The organism is Ponticoccus litoralis, from assembly GCF_039769985.1.
Classification (GTDB): domain Bacteria; phylum Pseudomonadota; class Alphaproteobacteria; order Rhodobacterales; family Rhodobacteraceae; genus Ponticoccus; species Ponticoccus litoralis.
Map to the genome: position 1 here is coordinate 1 of NZ_JBDNCH010000004.1, position 16,046 is coordinate 16,046.

A 16,046-nucleotide genomic window follows, 5' to 3' on the forward strand; every position below is an offset into this window, starting at 1 on the left:
GCCAGATTGTGCCGTCTTCCAACATCACGATGGAGACGGAGATTCCGGCGCTTTTGCGTGCGCGAGAGGCGGTAGCGCCGGAGCGTTTCACGTTTCATTCGTCGCGGATGCGGATGAAGCATGTGACGCGGGAAGAGCTGGCGAAGATGGATGCGGACAGCGACCGCTGCGCGCTGGAGCTGTCGGACGCCAGTGGTGGACGTGATGGGCTATGCCTGCCTGGTTGCGATCATGTCGATGGGGCATGGCTATCACTGCACCTCGCAGGAGCGGCTGCAGGGCGTGACCCGCGACAATGACGCGGAGGCGCCGGTTGTGACCTCCGCCGGGGCTCTGGTCGAGGGCATCAAGGCGATCGGTGCAAGGAAGGTCGCGGTGGTGGCGCCCTACATGAAGCCGCTGACCGAGATGGTGGTGGACTACATCCGCAACGAGGGCATCGAGGTGGTGACCTGGCGCGCGCTGGAGATCCAGGACAACCTGGCGGTGGCGGCGCATGACCCGATGAACCTGCCCGGCATCGTCGCGGAGATGGACACCTCGGAGGTCGATGCGGTGGTGCTCTCGGCCTGCGTGCAGATGCCCTCGCTGCCTGCGGTTTCGACGGTGGAGGCGCAGGTCGGCAAGCCGGTGCTGACCGCCGCCATCGCCACGACCTGGCAGATGCTCCGGGCGCTGGATCTCGACACGCGGGTTCCGGGCGGCGGCACGCTGCTCTCGGGCGCCTACTGAGGAGGGTGGCATGAGCTTCGGGTACAATATCCACGCCAATGGCATCCGCCAGCACCTGATCCGCTGGGACGGGCCGGAGGGCGCGCCGCAACTGCTGCTGATCCCGGGGATCACCTCGCCCGCGATCACCTGGGGCTTCGTCGCCGAACGGCTGGCCGAGCGCTTCGAGGTGCATGTGCTGGACGTGCGCGGGCGCGGCCTGTCGGAGACGGGCGACCTGGATTACACGCTGGATGCGCTGGCCGATGACGCCATCGCCATCGCCAGGACCATGGACCGTCCCGTGGTGATGGGCCATTCCATGGGCGCCCGGATCGCCATTCGCGCCAATGCCCGCGACCCCGAACCCTTTGCCGGTTTCCTGCTGGTCGACCCGCCGATGTCCGGGCCGGGCCGCCGCGCCTATCCGTCGCAATGGCCCTGGTACGGCGACAGCATCGTGATGGCGGCGCGCGGCTGTTCGACCGAGGAGATGCGGGCCTTCTGTCCGACCTGGAGCGACGAACAGGTCGCCCTGCGCGCGGAATGGCTGCATACCTGCCACTGGGGCGCGATCCGCATCGCCTTCGACGGGTTCCACACCGACGACATCCATCAGGACATCCCCGGGATCGCCAAGCCCGCGCGGCTGGTCATCGCGGGGGGCGCCACGGTGGTCGACGCGGCTAGACCGAGGCCGAGGTCGCGCAGCTGAACCCGGCCATCGAACAGCGCATCGTGGCCGGTGCCGGCCACATGATCCCCTGGGACAACCTCGAGGGCTTCCTCGGGGCGGTCATGGACTTCGACCTTCAATAAACCGGGAATAGGGAGGATCCGTCATGGATCATGCAAGCTTTACCGACATCTGCCTGCACCAGCTGAAGATGTCCGGGGTGCGCAAGGACGAGCGCCTGATCGTTCTGACCCAGTGGCAATGACCGGCTGGACTATGCCGATGCCTTCATGGCGGCGGGCCGCATTCTGGGCGCCAACATGTACCACATGCGGCTGCCCGCGCCGCCCGTCGTCGGGTCCTGGGCGGTGGGTCAGACCGGCCTCGCGGCGATGCCCGAGGCGGTCGAGGCGCTGAAGAACTGCGACATGCTGATCGACTGCGTGTTCCTGCTGTTCAGCCCCGAACAGTTCGCCATCCAGGCCGCCGGGACGCGCATCCTGACCGCGGTCGAGCCGCCGGAGCTGCTGGCGCGGATGCTGCCCAGCCAGGAGCTGCGCGAGAAGGTCGAGATCGGGGCCGACTACCCGGCACGGGCCAAGGTCATGCGCATCACCTCGCCGCATGGCACCGATGTGACCTACAAGCTGAACACCTATCCCACCGTGGCCGAATACGCCTGCACCGACGAGCCCGGGCGCTGGGACCACTGGCCCTCGGGCTTCGTCTTCACCGGCGGCGACGACGACGGGGTGGACGGGCAGATCGTGGTGGCGCCGGGCGACGTGCTGCTGCCGCAGAACATGTATGTGCGCGACCCGATCACCTACACGATCGAGAAGGGCTGGATCACCGACATCCGCGGCGGGCTGGATGCGGAACTGGTCAAATCCTACATGGAGGGCTTCAACGATCCGCGCGGCCTGGGCATGAGCCACGTCGGCTGGGGCATGAACCGCGACGCGCATTGGCATGGCATGACCCCGGGCGAATTCCCCGGCGGCATGGGCATGGAGCCGCGCAGCTTCTACGGCAACGTGATGTTCTCGACCGGCCCCAACAACGAGCTGGGCGGGCCCAACGACACCGCCTGCCACCTCGATATCCCGATGCGCGGCTGCTCGCTGTTTCTCGATGACGAGCCGATCGTCATCGACGGCGATCTTGTCGTCAAGGAGATGCAGATCGCGCGCCGCTGAGCGCGGCGCCCCCAAAGCCAGCGCCGCCTCTGTCCGGGCCCGGGGTCCGGCGGGGCGGGCGCCCCATTTACGGAGGACAGGACATGTCCCAGCAACAGGTCTATGCCGAGGCCGGTTTCGGTACGTACTGGTGCCGCGCGGCAGCCGCCCGGCCATCGTGGTGGTGGATTTCTCCTACGGATTCACCGACACCCAATACCCGACCGCCGCCGACATGTCGGCCCAGATCGCGGCGACCCGCCGGTTGACCGAGGCCGCCCGCGCCGCGGGTTTCCCGGTGATCTATACGGTCATCGCCTTCCAGCCCCGGGAGCTTGCGACGCTGCCCTGGCTGAAGAAGGCCACGGGCATGGCCGCCCTGACGGTCGGGTCGCGGCTGGTCGAGATCGACGCCGCCACGGGCATCCGCCCGGACGACCCGGTGATCGTCAAGCACGGCGCCTCGGCCTTTCACGGCACCAATCTTGCGGGCCTGTTGACCGGCGCCGGGGTGGACACGGTGGTGGTCACCGGCGCCACCACCTCGGGCTGCGTGCGCGCCACCGCGGTGGATGCGGTGCAATCGGGCTTCACCGTGCTGGTCCCGGCGGATTGCTGCGCCGACCGAGCCCGCCCCCACACGACGCCGCCCTCTATGACATCGACCAGAAATACGGCGACGTCACGGACGCAGACGACATCCTCGCCTGGCTCGAAAGCCTGGCGTGACCGGCGCCCTGCAGGCCATTGCGCCCGCAGGGCATCCGGCGCCAAACAGTGAATAAGTGGTGCGACAAAGCATCCGACCCCTGACACCTTCAACAATCCAACGGGAGCGCAAACTAATGCTACGTACAGTATCCCTGTGGCTGGTAGGGCTGGTCATTCTGGCCTGCTATGCCGTGCCCTATGGCCTGCTCGGCGATACGCCGAGCTGGACCGGTGCCTTTCTTTTCTGGACCCTTGCCGGGGTCGTCATCATCGTGCTGAACGCACTGGCAACCGCCTCTTTCTCGGAGGATGATCAATGAGCCAGTCGTTCATCTGGTACGGGATCGCAACCTATGTGGTGATCTCCATCGTCGTCGCGATGATGTCGCGGACGGGCAAGTCCTCCACCATGTCGGACTATTTCCTCGGCGGGCGCAGCATGGGCGGCGTGGTCTCGGCGCTGAGCTATTCGGCCACCACCTATTCCGCCTTCATGATGGTCGGCCTTGCAGGCCTCACCTACAAGGGGGGCGTCGGCGCGCTGGGGTTCGAGATCATCTATTTCGCCGGTGTGTCGCTGGTGGCGATCTTCGGGCCGCGCTTCTGGGCGGCGGGCAAGAAATACGGTTTTGTCACCCCTTCTGAAATGCTCGGAGCGCGGTATGGCAGCCGCTGGGTCGCGATTGCGGCGGCGGTGGTCAGCTGCATCTTCCTGATCCCCTATTCCGCCGTGCAGCTTTCGGGCGTCGGCTACCTGGTTTCTGGCATGACCGAGGGCGGTATCTCCTTTGGTGCCGGTCTGTTGATTGCCACCGCGCTTGCGATCTTCTTCTCCTATGTTGCCGGCATCCGTTCGGTCATGTGGACCGACAGCCTGCAAGCGCTGGTGATGATCGTCGCCTCGGCCCTTGTCGCCATTCTGGTGGTGAGCGAGCTGGGCGGGTTCAGCGCCATGTTCGCGACTGTTGCCGAGCGCAAGCCCGAGATGCTGACCGTGCCGGGGCCGGGGCTGTTCAGCCTGCAGACCTTTCTCGGGCTGACGATCCCGTGGTTCTTCTTTTCGATTTCCAACCCGCAGGTCAGCCAGCGTCTGTTCATGCCGGAGTCTCTGGGTGCGCTGCGTCGGATGCTTCTGATCTTCCTCTGCTTTGGTCTGGTCTACACGCTGGTGTCGGTGATCTGGGGCTTCTCTGCCTTTGTCGCCTTTCCCGATCTGGAAAGCCCGGATCTGGCGACCTCGGTCCTGCTGTCCTCGGACTTCGTGCCGCCGGTCCTCGGCGTGATCGTGATGGTCGGCATCCTCGCGGCTGCGGTTTCCACCATCGACTCGATCCTGCTGACGCTGTCCTCCATGGTGGCGCGCGACGTCTACGGCAATGTGAGCGGCGATCAATCCGATCACCGTCAGCTCTGGGTCGGCAAGTTGGTGATCCCGGTGATTTCCCTTCTGGCGCTTGGCTTTGCCGCGATGGAGCTGAGCCTGATCTCGATCCTGTCAGTGGCAGCCTCTGCGGGTCTGGTGGTCACCGTCCCTGCAATCGTCGGCGCCTTCTTCTGGAAGCGTGGCACCGCAGCCGGGGCTCTGGCCTCGATCGCGGGCGGCGGGCTGTTTGTGATCGTGATGTATCTGACCGGGAACAAGCTCTTTGGCTACAACGCGGGTATTCTGGGCCTGCCGGTCTCGACCCTGCTGTTTGTTGGCGTCAGCCTGTTGACCCGACCCAGCAATGAGGTGACCGAAGGCTTCGTGTCCGAGCGCGCCTCCTCCGACGCAGCTCCGGTGGTCAACGCGGGCTGAGGGTCGTCGTGATCTGACGTCAAAGAAAGGCCGCCCCCGGACCCATGCGCCGGGGGCGGCGAACGTCGGGTGCATCCGCGTGCCGGTGGCGCCGTCGACAAAGGCCAGCAAGGTGCAGGCAGGACCACGGTCCTCGAGCCAGGCGTGATCAGAGCCGTCTATCGCCACCAGCGCGCCATGGCAGTCCCGGCGCCGGCGCGGCTGGTGAACCCTTCTGCGCTGCTTGCGCGATTGCCGGATGCCAGCATCCTACACCCATTTCCGCAAGATCTTCCGCGTCCCCTTCAGGCCATGGTCTGCCGCCAGCGTCTCGGCTGCGACCGGGGGTCCAAAGTCGGCGGAGGGCTCATCGACAGCGTCCGCGCGAACGCACGCAGTGCGGGATCGATCCGTTTGTTGGACCGACGTCCGCAGGCCTTGCGCCGGATTGCCGCCGGACCATCGGCCCGGACGGGTGCGCTCACTGCGGCAGATCCAGATAGTCACGCTCGTAATCGCCGGTCATGCGGCGCGCGATGACGATCCGGTTGATGTCGTTCGTTCCCTCGCCGATCGTGTAGAGCAGCGCCTCGCGATACAGCCGTTCGACGGCATAATCCTTGATGTAGCCGCCGCCGCCATGGATGCGCACCGCGTCCTGGGCAATCTCCAGCCCCATTTCCGAGGCATAGAGCTTGGCCATGGCACCGATCATATCGGCGCGTTTGCCTTCCTCTTTTTCCCGGGCCGCTTCGTAGGTCAGCAATCGGGCCGCAACGAGTTTGGTCGCCATGTCGGCCAGTCTGAGCTGAACCGCCTGATGCTGGTCGATCGTCACGCCGAAGGTCCGGCGTTCCCCCGCAAAGCGCTGCGCCTCTGCAAGGGCATTCGCGGCAAGACCAACGGCGCTGATCGCGATTGCGATCCGCCCGACCTCGAGGGATTCCATCAGGTGCCGGAAGCCCAGCCCCTCGCTTCCGCCCAGAATGCAGTCGCGTCGGAGCGGCACGTTGTCCATCTCGATCTGGACCGTGTCGACAAGATCGTAGGCCATCTTGTGGAAGGTCGAGGTGATCTCGATCCCGTCTAGCGCCTTGTCGACCAGCGCCAGCGAGAAGCGGGGCTTGCCGTTTTCTCCGGGCTCGGGGTGGCGGACGAGGGTCAACAGCAACGTGGCGCGTGCGCCATTGGTGACATAGGTTTTGGACGCGGTCAGGCTGTAGTCATCGCCGCGCGGATGCAAGGTGCCGCGAATGGCCTGAAGGTCCGACCCGCACCCCGGCTCGGTGAGGCAGAGGGCGCCACGATGTGCGCCGGTCGCCAGTCCGGGCAGGTAGGTCTCTTTCTGGGCGTCGGTGCCGTAGGTCGCCAGCGCATGCACAACGGTGGCATGGCTGTTCGCGTAGGCGGCGATCGTTGTCCAGGCGCGGGCGAGCCTTTCGAACACCGCCGCGAAGACGCTAAGCCGCAGCCCGAGACCGCCATGCTCCTCGGGCACGAGCAGGCCAAAGATGCCGAGTTCGGCCATCTCCGCCACCAGCTCTTGCGGGAAGGTGCCGCTTGCCTCGTACTGCGCGACGTTCGGACGGATGCGTTCCATGGCGAAGCGGTCCACGGTCCGGATGATTTCGCGCTCCTCATCGGTAAATCGGTGATCCATCATGTGTCCTGTTTGTGTCTTCAGTAGGGTTGGGCAGGGAATTTGCGGCCCATGTCCGCCAGCACTTCGCGTGCAGCGTTGTGGCCGGGCACACCGTTCACGCCGCCGCCGGGGTGGCAGGCTGCGCCGCACATGTAGACGCCTTTGACCGGGGTGCGATAATCGGCGTAATGCGCGATCGGGCGGCGGAAGAAGATCTGATCCAGGCTCATTTCCCCGTGATGCACATGCCCGTCGATCATCGAGAACATCGACTCGATGTCTTTCGGGGTCAGCACCTGGGCATCGAGCACGTCTTCGTCGAACCCCGGGGCGTAGCGGCAAATCTGGCTCAGCACGATGTCCACGAGTTCCTGCCGGGTGTCCGCATCCCATTCCCGCCCGTTCAGCGCATAGGGAACATGCCCGCCCATGATCTGCACAACGTGCCGGCCCTCGGGGGCAACGCTGTCGTCGAAGGCAGACGGCGTGGTGATCCACAGATAGGGGCGCGGGGCCATCTCGCCGTTCATGGCCGATTGGAAGGCATCCTCCAACTCGTCCGAGTTCTCGGCCAGGGTGATGCCGCCCGGCCCGGCGACGTTCAGCTGGCGTTCGTCGAAAGCCGTCCAGCGGGGTAGGGCGCGGGTCGACAGGTTGATCTTGAAGGCAATCGACCCGGTGCGGTGCCTGTCAATCTGCGCGAGGATCTCGGGGGCGACATGGTCCTTGCCGAGGAGGTCGCGATAGGTGGCCTTGGCGCCTGCGTTCGACACGACCACGGGCGCGTCGATACGGCTTCCGTCCTCCAGTTCGACGCCCTGGACTGTGCCCTTCTCGATGATCACGCGGCGCACGGTCCTCCCGGTCAGCACTGTTGCGCCGTATGCCTCGCCGGCCTCCCTCAGGGCCTGGGTGATTGCGCCCATGCCGCCCCGGATCAGTCCGCCGGGGCCCTGGTCGGTGCTGTTGTCGCGCAGATAGGGGCGCGCCAGAACATAGGCCGAGCCCGGACTTTTCGGGCTGAGAATACCGGCAGACCCGGAGGCATAGCTCGCGAAGATCGTGCGTATTTCGTCGCTTTCGAACCAGCGGTGCAGGTAATCCCAGGCGCTCAGCGTGAGCAGGTCCCAGAGGTCGTAGAAATGGGGTAGGGCGCGGCGATTCCGCCATGCCAGTTTAAGCGTGCGGCGCAATCCCCGGAGTGACAGGTCGGTGGGATCGACCGGTGTTTCGAACAGCATCGGACGAAGCGCGGCGACGATACGTGTCATGTGGTCGTCATAGGCTGCATAGGCCTCTGCGTCCTTTTGCGAGAACTGCGCAAGCTCGTCCTGCACACGCGCGCGGTCGGGCCAGAACACCACCGAGCGGCCATCCGCGAAGGGGTGCAACGTCGGTGGCGTCGGAATGGGTTCGACGCCGCGACGCCGCAACTCGAGATCGCGCATGATCTTGGGCTGCAGCATCGACATCCAGTAGGCCGCAACGGAAACCTTGTGCCCTGGGAATACCTCCCGGGTCACCGAGGCGCCGCCAACGAAAGTCCGTTGTTCAAGCACACAGACCTTCGCCCCCGCTTTGGCCATGTAAGCCGCACAGGTCAGACCGTTGTGTCCACCGCCGACGACGATGGCATCATATGAACGCATCTCTTGCTCCTAGACGCTGGTAAGCCTGAACCCGGAGTCAGGATCGAAAGGTTTCACTTCCGGGACTGGCGCGTCAAAGCGCGCCACCGGCCTCCCTGATTGCGGATGCATAGAGCGTCTGGAAATGCGCGATGGCATTCTCGCTCTGCTGGCCGGTCTCGGTGCTGACCACGAGCGGTCCGTTGTCGAAGCCCATGCTTTCGAGGCCCTTCTGAACGGATTTTACCACGGCGGCATCCTCGACGCAGACGGTGTTACAATACTCGGTCCCCTCGGCGATGACCGCGGCGGTCGCCTCGTCCGACAGGCCTTCGGGCACCCACCAGCTGTAGTGGTATCTGGTCTTGTTCGGACCCGTGGGGACAACCCGGCGCAAGGACACCGCGCCGTGGATCGGGAACACCTCGACCACGTTGTTGGGCCAGATGAACCAGCTGTGCAGATCGCCATGCAGGTCGCGGTCTTTCGCCCGGGCAATGAAATGCCGCAGGTAGGGGCCGTAGAGATCGACGGTATAGCTATCGGTGGCGTAGAGCTGTGTGATCGAGGTCGCATGGACCGATGCGCAGTGGTAGCACTCGTTCAGGTTCTCGACCGAGACTTTCCAGTTGCAATTATGCTCGATTTCGCGCTCGAATACGACTTTCATGGTCTCGATGCCCTCGCGGGTCGAGACGATGCCTTCTTCGAGCCCCGGGTAGGTCTCGGCCAGGCTGCTGGCAGTGTCGTCGAGGTTCACGAACAGCAGGCCCAGCATGGTTTCAAGGCGCACTTCGCGCAGCTTGATGTCGGCTTTGCAGAACCCTTCCACATCTTCGGCATGCGGCGCCCTTACAAGGTCTCCGCTCAGGCGGTAGGACCAGGCATGGTAGTGGCATACGAAGAGCTTGCGATTGCCAGCGCCCGTTGCAACCGCATGGGCCCTGTGCGGGCACACGTTGAAGAACGCACGGATCACCCCGTCCTCGCCCTTGGCGATCAAGATGCTTTCATCGGCGATGTTCGTCGTAAAGTAGTCGCCGACATTGGCAACCTGGCTGACATGGCCGACGAACTGCCAGGTCTTGTAGAAGATGTTCTTCTTGTCGAAGTCGAAGTGTGCCTCGTCGGTGTAGAACCGAGACGGAACGCTGTGCTGCATTTGATAGACCTCCCAATTCAATGCGGCTCTTGGCCAGATCTGCCGGCTGCCCTTTCGGGATCTCAAGCCCGCCGCCGTCGCCCAACCGGCAGGCGTGTGATCCACGAAACGGCTGTTCTGCGAACTCCGCCCATGTCTGGCTTCAGGCTGGAATAGACCGAAGGGTCATGTATTTATACTCATAAGTCAATACAATTGTGCCGGGCGTTCTGGCGAGAATTGTGGCCATGAGTTTACTTTGAAAACAGGTGCTTAGAGATCTGAGGGCCCTGTAGAAAACCGTGATGCAGCGCAGGCCCGTGCAACGTCAGACCTGCCTGCCAGGGAGCGGGTGCGCCGCTTCAGAGATTGAAACGTGCGAAGACGGGCGCGTGGTCAGATGTGCCCTTCCAGTCGCGTGCAGGGCGGTGAACCCAGCTTGTGTCCAGCTGATCTGCGAGGTCCGGCGTCGCCCAGATATGGTCGAGCCGGCGCCCCCTGTCCTTCTTGTCGCCCACGGGCGCATTGGCATCCCACCAACGGTATGCCCACCAGGAATAGAGCGCGCCTTCGGGCTGCGTTTTGCGCATGACGTCGACCCAGGCGCCGGATTTCTGCACCTTTTCGAGGATCTCGCCCTCTTGCGCGGAGTGGGTGACCTGGCTGCGCAGAAGCGCGTGATCATAGACGTCGTCCTTCGTCGGGGCGATGTTCAGATCGCCGACCAACACGGATTTCTGCGGCTTCTGCGCGTCGAAGTATCCGCAGACATTGTCCAGGAAATCGAGCTTCTCCTGAAAGCCCGGGTCGATACGGGCATCGGGTTGGCTGCCGCCCGCCGGGAAGTACATGTTGTGGATGCCGACCCCGTTCTCAAGTCGGGCAAACAGGTGGCGCGCCTCGGCGGCGCCCGTGAAGTTCTTGCTTTCGACCTCGGAAATTGGCCGCTTCGAGAAGATCGCCACGCCATTCACGTCGTCCTGATCGCGGATTTCGTGATGTGTGTAGCCGCGCTCGGTGAAAGCGCGGACAGGGAAGCTTTCCTTGGCCACCTTGCACTTCTGAAGACACAGGACGTCGGGGCTCTCTTCGTCCAGCAGGCGCGTGACAACCTTCAGCCGCGGGACCAGTGAGTTGATGTTCCACGAGACAACAGTGAACGTCATTGCAGTGAATTCTCCGGGCTTGCTTGCGATCCACGACGCGGCGGATGTGCAGTTGCGGCCACCCACAGCGTCGGTCGTACCGCCAATCGCAGCCGCCGCGGCCAGTCTACGCACGACAATTATACTTTCAATAACTAAAAAACACTATATCGTAAATTAAACGTACTCATCCGTATGCGCTCGACGTGATGCGACCGGGTACGCATGGCTTTTTGGGAATGGAGAACGTGATGTCCAACAAATCTCTCAGCGGCAAAGTTGCTGTAATCACGGGCGCCGGAAGCCCGATCGGGCTGGGCTACGCGATGGCCGAGGCCACGCTGCGCGAGGGCGGCAAGGTGGCAATGCTCGATGTGAATGCAGCCTGGCTGGAAGAGAGCGCAGCGCGTCTCAAGGCGCTGGCCGGGGATGAGAACGTGCTGCCGATTCAGGTGGACATCACCGATCCGAAGGCGGCGGAGGCTGCCATCGCGCAATCGATCGAGACTCTGAACGGTCTGGATATCCTCGTGAACAACGCGGGCCTCTGGGAACCCGCCAGCTTCCGCGAAGTGACCGTCGAGGCCTGGCAGCGAATCCGCGCGGTGAACCTTGACGGGCCGTTCTACCTGACGAAGCCCGCCGTCGAGCATATGATTGCCCAGGGTTCGGGGCGTATCGTCAATGTCACCACCAGTCTCGGCACGATGTGGACCGCCTCGAACACGACCTACGGCAGCTCGAAAGCCGGGCACGAGGCCATGGCTTCGGTTCTTGCGCTCGAGCTCGAGGGCACCGGCGTCACCTGCAACGTCCTGATTCCGGGCGGCAACACGGCGACCAACATGTCGGCGAAGTATCGCGATCCGGACATCGACACCTCGGCGCTGATGCAGAACCACGTCATGTCCGCGCCTTATCTCTACATGGCATCGGATGCCGGGAAGGATTTCAACTGCCGCCGCGTGGTTGCCGCCCTCTGGGACGAGGCTCTGCCGCTGGAAGAGCGTCTCGCGAAGGCCGCAGCTCCGATCGCCTGGCCGCAGCTCGGCGGTTTCTCGATCGAGCCGAAAAAGTGACATGACCCAACAGATGCCGCCGAAAAGCACAGGACAGGAGTGCAAGATGCAAAAAGGCTCGATGGCACGTGACCTCGGGAGTTTCGTGGCCGGTGTGGAATACGCGCAGCTGCCGCCCGAAGTGGTCGAATTCGCCAAGTCGCTTATCCTGAAGACGGTGGCCGGCGTGCTTGCGGGCATGTCCTGCCCCAACACCCGGAAACTGCTCGACGACATTCAAGCGCGCGCGCTGCGCGGAGAGGTCAGCATTCTGGGCACCGGGCTGCGCACCTCGGCTTGGGAAGGCGTTCTTCTGAACGCCTTTGCCGCCCATGCGAGCGAGCTGGAGGATGTCGCAATTCCGGACGGCGGTTGTTCGTGGGATGTGACGGTCATCCCGCTGTTGCTGACGCTGGCCGAAAAGAACAGCATGTCGGGCAAGGCGCTGATCGAGGCGACGGTTGCGGGGCTTGAGGCCCACTACCGGACGTGTCTGCCGTTCGACGTCATGCGGCTGGGCCAGTCGCTGCCGACCACCTCGGGCATGGGGTGCGCGGCTGCCGCTGCCAAGGCCTACGGCCTTGATGCGGAACAGACAACGGCGGCCATGGGCTTCGCCCTTTCCGGGCCTGCAATCACCGAGGCCAGTCTGGGCACGGACGCCCATTTCCTTGAATCGGCGCTGCACTCGTTGCAGGGGATGATGGGCGCCGATATGGCGCGCATGGGTCTGACCAGCAATCCGGACCTCGCCTCCTACAAGGACATGTTGTCGAAAGGCATCTCCCTCGATGATGCCATGGCCAACCTTGGCACGCATTGGTTCTTCCGGGAAATGTGGGTGAAGAAGTACCCGAACTCGATCAGCATCCATCGCCAGCTCGACGCATTGTTCGAGATCATGGCCGCAGAGCGGCTTGCGTCTGACGACATCGAAACCGTCGAGATTATCGCAGGAGCGGAAGACGCGGGTTGCGACAATCCCAACCCGGTGTCGGCAGGCGAGAAGCAATTCAGCTTCCAGCATGCCCTGGGCCTGGCGATCCTGAACGGAGAGTTGAGCGTAAGCGACTTCCTCGACGGAGAGGTGGACGAGCCCAGGCTCCTGGAGGCGCGCGGCAAGGTCCGCGTGACGATCGAGGCGGTCGGCAAATCCTCCGAGCCGGTGCGCTACATGAGTCGTCCGACGACGGTTATCGTGCGCACGAAAAACGGCGAGACGTTCACGAAGGAGCGGATGGCCGTGATCGGCTCGGTCGACGAGCCGATGACACGGGCACAATTCAACGCGGTGTTCGAGCAGTTCGCCAAGCACCATCTCGCGCCTGAAAACATCCGTGCGTTCCAGGACACGATCTGGGCTCTGGAAGAGGTCGCCGACATGTCAGTGGCGCTGGGGGCGCTGGCCCCGGGCGCGCAGTAAACAATTCAGGCGGCGTGGCCTTCAGGCTGCGCCGCCTGCCGTTCCGATCGTTCAGGCCGGTATCGGGGGAATCACCCTCGATTTCGGGGCTGTGCCTTGCTCTTGTGGGCCTATGGCGCTGAAGGGCATCTGGTCCGACCCGGCTTTTTAGTGTCACCGCAATGGTTTGCGAAAAAGTACAAGTTTTTTGCCATTACGGTGAATAATACGCGGTAGTATTTTTGAATCTATAGTATTCTTGACCTGCGCTTTGGAACGCGAAGCGCGAAAACGGGAGGTAAGAATGAAACTCTTCAATTCGAACAGGGCCGCGCACACCAGAACCGGCCCCACACGGCGTGACCTGCTTGCCGGCGGTACGGCGCTTGGCTTCGGGATGCTTGGAGGCGGCCTGCTTCTGCCGCAGATGGCGCGTGCGGAACCCAAGCGGGGCGGACACGCGGTGTTTGCGATCGGCAACGCCAGTACGACCGACAGCTTCAATCCCGATGTTACCCTAGCCACCTTCGGCGGCGTTGCCCGCGTGACCTTTCTGGATTCCCTCTACGAGATCAACTCGACCGGCGAGATCGTGCCCGTGCTGGTCACGGATGCCAGTGTCGACGACAGCGCAACGGAATGGCGCCTGACCCTCAAGAAGGACGTGACGTTCCACAACGGGAAGACGCTGACGGTACCGAGGATGTCGTGAACTCGATCAACCTGCACCGTGCGGAAGGGTCGAAATCGCCGGTGAAGTCCCTGCTGGTCAATCTCGAGGACATATCCGCCGAGGGCGATGATGTTGTGGTGTTCAAGTTGAGCGCCCCGGATGTCGACTGGCCGTCGACCCTTGCGGAATACACATTGTCGATCCTGCCCAGCAAAGACGGTGTCGCCGACTGGCAATCCGGCGTGGGCACCGGGCCCTATCGTCTGATCAGTTTCGAACCCGGTGTCAGCGCCCGTTTCGAGCGCTATGAAAACGATCACAGGTCTGACCGGGGTTGGTTCGACAGTGTCGAATACATCGCCGTCAACGATGGTGCTGCGCGCACCAACGCGATCATCTCGGGCGAAGTGCATGTCTCCTCCGAGATCGAGCCCAGCCTCGCTATGCGCCTGAACAACGTGCCGAACGTGACGGTGGTCTCGCGGACGAGCCCGGGCTTCAGCCTGTTCGACATGCAGACAGCCCTGGCGCCGGTGGATAATGTCAACGTGCGGCGGGCGCTGAAATACGCAATCGACCGCCAAGAGTTCGTGGACAAGATCCTCTACGGGTACGGGACGGTTGCAAACGATCACCCCATCGCGCCGACGTACCAGTTCCATGATCCAAGCCTCGAACAGCACAGCTACGATCCGGACAAGGCGAAATTCTATCTCAAGGAAGCCGGTCTCGACAGCCTCGATCTGGACCTGCAAGTGTCGACCAGCGCCTTCACCGGGGCGGTCGATGCGGCGCTGCTCTATTCGGAAACTGCGCGGGCAGCCGGGATCAATCTGAAGCCGGTGCGCGTGCCGGCGGATGGCTACTGGGCGACGACCTGGGCGAAAACCCCTTTCTTCGGATCGTATTGGACCGGTCGTCCGACCGAGGCGCACATCATCTCGCTTGCCTACGGGAAAGGCGCCGCCTGGAACGCGACCAGCTATGCCAACGATCGTCTCGACCGTCTGGTCACCGAGGCGAAAGGGCAACGCGACGAGGCCAAGCGCCGCGAACTGTATGCCGAGGCGCAGCGGATCCTGAGTGTCGACGGTCCTTCGGTGATACCTGCGTTCAACAATATGATCGATGCGGTGTCGAATGAGATCGGGATGCCCGAGACCAACGTCACCCAGGCCTCGCTTGACAGCCGCTATGCCGCCAGCCGCTGGTGGTTCGTCTAGGGCAAGCTGCTTGCTGGGACACCCGGTGGATCCCTTCGGGAACAGGGCGGCATCTCGGACACCTCTGCGGTGCAACGATTGACCGCCCACCGCGTCGCCGAAACCGGGCACCTTCAGGGTGCCCGGTTTTTATGTCCGGGATCACCGGGCGTGCCATTGATTTGGAACGAGAAAAGGCGCTCAGGAGGATCTGAGCGCCTTTAGGTGTCGATCAAGGTCCGGGATCGCGCGGGCTATTTCTGGCGGGAGGAAATGCGCACAGTCAGGCCCTCAAGCGCGTCGGTGATCCTGATCTGACAACTCAAACGAGAGTATTCGGTCGCCGGTTCGGAGGTGAACTCCAGCAGGTCCGCCTCAAGCTCGGCCACCGGCGGAACCTTGTCGCACCATTCGGGTTCGAGGAACACGTGGCAGGTCGAACAAGCGCAAGCGCCGCCGCATTCGGCGACGATCCCGTCCACGCCGTGATCGCGGGCCGTTTCCATGAGCGAATTTCCGACCTTGGCCTGGATCGTGCGCGATGCGCCGGACGGCGTGATGAAGGTGACAGTTGGCATGACGGTCTCTTGACTGTTGGCTGGAGCCCGGGGAGGGCGCCCCCTGTAGACTGCGGGGGGCAGGGGGCGCCACCCGGGTAGGTGGGGCCTACCCGGGGATCACGCCGATCGCCTCGACCTCGATCTTGAGGCGGGGGTCGTATAGCGCGACAACCTGCACGGCAACGCTGGCCGGCGGCGCATCCATGTTCACGTATTGCGAGCGGATGCGTTGATAGGCCGACAGCAGCTCGGGGTCGCTGTCGGTGATGTAGGCGGTCAGCCGACCGACATGCTCGAACCCGAGATCGCCGGCTTCGAGCGTCGCTTTCAGGTTCTCGAACACCGCCGTCACCTGATCTTCGATCGAAGACGTGACCGGCTCGCCATCAGGCCCGGTGCCGACCTGACCGGTCAGCAGGAACACGCCCTTGCCCTCTAGTTTCGTGCCCGAGGACAGGCCTTTCCAGTTCGAATGCGCTGGATTGAAGGGGGTAATCATGATGTCTCCCTCTGGATGTCTTGCGTGGGGCGGGTGCGGGCAG

13 protein-coding genes and 3 pseudogenes are annotated in these 16,046 nt (G+C 63.5%); 10 read left to right on the top strand and 6 right to left on the bottom strand.

Annotated features, from left to right (window positions below; all coding sequences use genetic code 11):
- From ABFB10_RS20650 to ABFB10_RS20675, 6 genes and pseudogenes are all read left to right on the top strand, one after another.
- Positions 1-732: pseudogene (locus tag ABFB10_RS20650) on the top strand (maleate cis-trans isomerase family protein); the annotation flags it as partial.
- A 10-nt stretch (positions 733-742) separates the two neighbouring features.
- Positions 743-1,426 carry an alpha/beta fold hydrolase gene (locus ABFB10_RS20655; protein WP_347168136.1) on the top strand — a complete coding sequence of 228 codons (684 nt, stop codon included), beginning with the start codon at positions 743-745 and terminating at the stop codon, positions 1,424-1,426.
- Between the two features lie 127 nt (positions 1,427-1,553).
- Positions 1,554-2,586, top strand: a pseudogene (locus tag ABFB10_RS20660) (2,5-dihydroxypyridine 5,6-dioxygenase NicX family protein).
- Between the two features lie 83 nt (positions 2,587-2,669).
- A pseudogene (locus ABFB10_RS20665) lies at positions 2,670-3,294 on the top strand (isochorismatase family protein).
- A gap of 116 nt (positions 3,295-3,410) precedes the next feature.
- The gene (locus ABFB10_RS20670; RefSeq protein WP_347168137.1) at positions 3,411-3,596 is read left to right on the top strand and encodes a hypothetical protein; all 186 of its coding nucleotides are present in this window, start codon (positions 3,411-3,413) and stop codon (positions 3,594-3,596) included.
- A complete protein-coding gene (locus ABFB10_RS20675) occupies positions 3,593-5,074 on the top strand; it encodes a sodium:solute symporter family protein (RefSeq protein ID WP_347168138.1) in 1,482 nt (493 codons plus the stop codon). The genes ABFB10_RS20670 and ABFB10_RS20675 overlap by 4 nt, the downstream gene beginning before the upstream one ends.
- A gap of 460 nt (positions 5,075-5,534) precedes the next feature.
- On the opposite strand, the gene ABFB10_RS20680 is transcribed toward ABFB10_RS20675, so the two are convergent.
- The 4 genes from ABFB10_RS20680 to ABFB10_RS20695 form a co-directional block, all read right to left on the bottom strand.
- A complete protein-coding gene (locus ABFB10_RS20680) occupies positions 5,535-6,716 on the bottom strand; it encodes an acyl-CoA dehydrogenase family protein (protein WP_347168139.1) in 1,182 nt (393 codons plus the stop codon).
- A 17-nt stretch (positions 6,717-6,733) separates the two neighbouring features.
- Positions 6,734-8,344: a phytoene desaturase family protein gene (locus tag ABFB10_RS20685; protein WP_347168140.1), complete on the bottom strand. Its 1,611-nt coding sequence runs from the start codon at positions 8,342-8,344 to the stop codon at positions 6,734-6,736.
- Positions 8,345-8,417: 73 nt separating this feature from the next.
- Positions 8,418-9,485 (bottom strand): aromatic ring-hydroxylating oxygenase subunit alpha, encoded by a 1,068-nt coding sequence (locus ABFB10_RS20690; RefSeq protein ID WP_347168141.1) that lies wholly within the window; start codon positions 9,483-9,485, stop codon positions 8,418-8,420.
- 341 nt (positions 9,486-9,826) lie between these two features.
- Positions 9,827-10,630 (bottom strand): exodeoxyribonuclease III, encoded by an 804-nt coding sequence (locus ABFB10_RS20695; protein ID WP_347168142.1) that lies wholly within the window; start codon positions 10,628-10,630, stop codon positions 9,827-9,829.
- Positions 10,631-10,860: 230 nt separating this feature from the next.
- Between ABFB10_RS20695 and ABFB10_RS20700 the strand changes: the two genes are divergently transcribed.
- The 4 genes from ABFB10_RS20700 to ABFB10_RS20715 all read left to right on the top strand — a co-directional run bounded on the left by ABFB10_RS20700 (position 10,861) and on the right by ABFB10_RS20715 (position 14,965).
- Complete coding sequence (locus tag ABFB10_RS20700; protein ID WP_347168143.1) at positions 10,861-11,688, top strand: SDR family NAD(P)-dependent oxidoreductase; 828 nt, start codon at positions 10,861-10,863, stop codon at positions 11,686-11,688.
- Between the two features lies 1 nt (position 11,689).
- The gene (locus ABFB10_RS20705; protein ID WP_347168144.1) at positions 11,690-13,090 is read left to right on the top strand and encodes an MmgE/PrpD family protein; all 1,401 of its coding nucleotides are present in this window, start codon (positions 11,690-11,692) and stop codon (positions 13,088-13,090) included.
- Between the two features lie 283 nt (positions 13,091-13,373).
- Complete coding sequence (locus tag ABFB10_RS20710) at positions 13,374-13,781, top strand: hypothetical protein (protein WP_347168145.1); 408 nt, start codon at positions 13,374-13,376, stop codon at positions 13,779-13,781.
- On the top strand, positions 13,778-14,965 hold the full coding sequence (locus ABFB10_RS20715) for an ABC transporter substrate-binding protein (RefSeq protein ID WP_347168146.1): 1,188 nt from the start codon (positions 13,778-13,780) through the stop codon (positions 14,963-14,965). The genes ABFB10_RS20710 and ABFB10_RS20715 overlap by 4 nt, the downstream gene beginning before the upstream one ends.
- A gap of 233 nt (positions 14,966-15,198) precedes the next feature.
- Here ABFB10_RS20715 and ABFB10_RS20720 read toward each other — a convergent pair whose 3' ends face one another.
- Together ABFB10_RS20720 and ABFB10_RS20725 are read right to left on the bottom strand one after the other, a co-directional pair.
- Positions 15,199-15,522, bottom strand: coding sequence for a 2Fe-2S iron-sulfur cluster-binding protein (locus tag ABFB10_RS20720; RefSeq protein WP_347168147.1), 324 nt, complete (start codon positions 15,520-15,522; stop codon positions 15,199-15,201).
- Between the two features lie 88 nt (positions 15,523-15,610).
- Entirely contained in the window at positions 15,611-16,003 is a 393-nt protein-coding gene (locus ABFB10_RS20725; protein WP_347168148.1) for a RidA family protein, read from the bottom strand.
- Positions 16,004-16,046: the final 43 nt, after the last annotated feature.

Excerpts from the sequence above, each read along its gene's own strand:
- ABFB10_RS20710 (WP_347168145.1), top strand. The coding sequence starts at position 13,374 with ATGAAACTCTTCAATTCGAACAGGGCCGCGCACACCAGAACCGGCCCC.
- ABFB10_RS20700 (WP_347168143.1), top strand. The coding sequence starts at position 10,861 with ATGTCCAACAAATCTCTCAGCGGCAAAGTTGCTGTAATCACGGGCGCC.
- ABFB10_RS20725 (WP_347168148.1), bottom strand. The coding sequence starts at position 16,003 with ATGATTACCCCCTTCAATCCAGCGCATTCGAACTGGAAAGGCCTGTCC.
- ABFB10_RS20685 (WP_347168140.1), bottom strand. The coding sequence starts at position 8,344 with ATGCGTTCATATGATGCCATCGTCGTCGGCGGTGGACACAACGGTCTG.
- ABFB10_RS20680 (WP_347168139.1), bottom strand. The coding sequence starts at position 6,716 with ATGATGGATCACCGATTTACCGATGAGGAGCGCGAAATCATCCGGACC.
- ABFB10_RS20675 (WP_347168138.1), top strand. The coding sequence starts at position 3,593 with ATGAGCCAGTCGTTCATCTGGTACGGGATCGCAACCTATGTGGTGATC.
- ABFB10_RS20695 (WP_347168142.1), bottom strand. The coding sequence starts at position 10,630 with ATGACGTTCACTGTTGTCTCGTGGAACATCAACTCACTGGTCCCGCGG.
- ABFB10_RS20720 (WP_347168147.1), bottom strand. The coding sequence starts at position 15,522 with ATGCCAACTGTCACCTTCATCACGCCGTCCGGCGCATCGCGCACGATC.
- ABFB10_RS20670 (WP_347168137.1), top strand. The coding sequence starts at position 3,411 with ATGCTACGTACAGTATCCCTGTGGCTGGTAGGGCTGGTCATTCTGGCC.
- ABFB10_RS20690 (WP_347168141.1), bottom strand. The coding sequence starts at position 9,485 with ATGCAGCACAGCGTTCCGTCTCGGTTCTACACCGACGAGGCACACTTC.
- ABFB10_RS20655 (WP_347168136.1), top strand. The coding sequence starts at position 743 with ATGAGCTTCGGGTACAATATCCACGCCAATGGCATCCGCCAGCACCTG.
- ABFB10_RS20705 (WP_347168144.1), top strand. The coding sequence starts at position 11,690 with ATGACCCAACAGATGCCGCCGAAAAGCACAGGACAGGAGTGCAAGATG.